At 62.4% G+C, this 1,037-nt stretch carries 1 protein-coding gene; it reads right to left on the bottom strand.

All coding sequences use genetic code 11. From position 1 onward, the window contains the following. On the bottom strand, positions 1-949 hold a 949-nt coding region (locus EN935_RS37510; RefSeq protein WP_095770220.1), incomplete at its 3' end, for an IS481 family transposase. Between the last annotated feature and the right edge of the window lie 88 nt (positions 950-1,037).

Below are 1,037 nucleotides of genomic sequence, written 5' to 3'. Positions count from 1 at the left end.
TGTGGAGCTTCAACAGGTTGTCCTCGATCAGGGCGAGGCGACTGATAGGCGTTTTTGACTTTAGGCTGCCATGTGGACGATGCCAATTGTATCTGTGCAGCCAGACAGGCAGTTCGGCGGCACGATGATCGGATGTCGGATAGGCAATGGCGTAGGCCCATTCGCGCAGTGCTGTCTGGATGAAGCGCTCGGCCTTGCCATTGGTCTTGGGCGTATAGGGTCTTGTCGTGACGTGCTTGAGGCCGAGATCGCGGCAGGCCTTGGCGAAGGCCTTTGATCTGTAGCAGGAGCCGTTGTCGGTCATGACGCGGGCTATCGTGACGCCGAGGCTGGCGTAATAGGCGACCGCGGCCTTGAGGAAGGCGATGGCGCACTCCTTTTTCTCGTCGGGCAGGATTTGCGAGAAGGCGATGCGGGACGCGTCGTCGATGCAGACATGGACGAACTCCCAGCCGGCGCCGCGCGACTTGCCCTTTTGCGGATCGCCGGTGATACGATGGCCGACTTGGCTGAAGCGGCCGAGCTTCTTGATGTCGATATGGATCATCTCGCCGGGATGCTCCCGCTCGTAGCGCCGGACCGGTTCGGCCGGCTCGATATCCCTGAGCCGCGACAGCCCGGCACGCTTGAGAACCCGGCTGACGGTGGCGGGCGAGACGCCGACCTCATGGGCGATGTGCTTGCCGGTCAGCCGCTGGCGACGCAAGGCTGCGATGCGCTCGGCCACGGACTGTTCGGTCAGGCTCGGCATGACGGTGGGCCGCGACGAGCGGTCGACCATGCCGGCCCGCCCTTTGGTCTTATAGCGCTCGACCCAGCGCGCCACGATCTTGGCCGACACGCCATAGACGCGCGCCGCATGGGCTTTGGAAAAAGCGCCTTCTATCACCGATAACGCCATCTCCTCTCGACGCAGCGGTGTGAGACGGGCATTCTTGTGGATGTTCATTCGGACCCTCCGATGGATGCTGAAGCGTGGTAACTCCAGTCTCCTCGGTCCGGTCCGAATGGACAACCTCTCGAAAGCTCACACCTAG

The sequence above is a fragment of the Mesorhizobium sp. M7D.F.Ca.US.004.03.1.1 genome, assembly GCF_003998635.1.
GTDB lineage: Bacteria > Pseudomonadota > Alphaproteobacteria > Rhizobiales > Rhizobiaceae > Mesorhizobium > Mesorhizobium loti.
The sequence above is the reverse complement of the archived record's forward strand: the minus strand, read 5'-3'. Positions and strand labels throughout refer to the sequence as shown.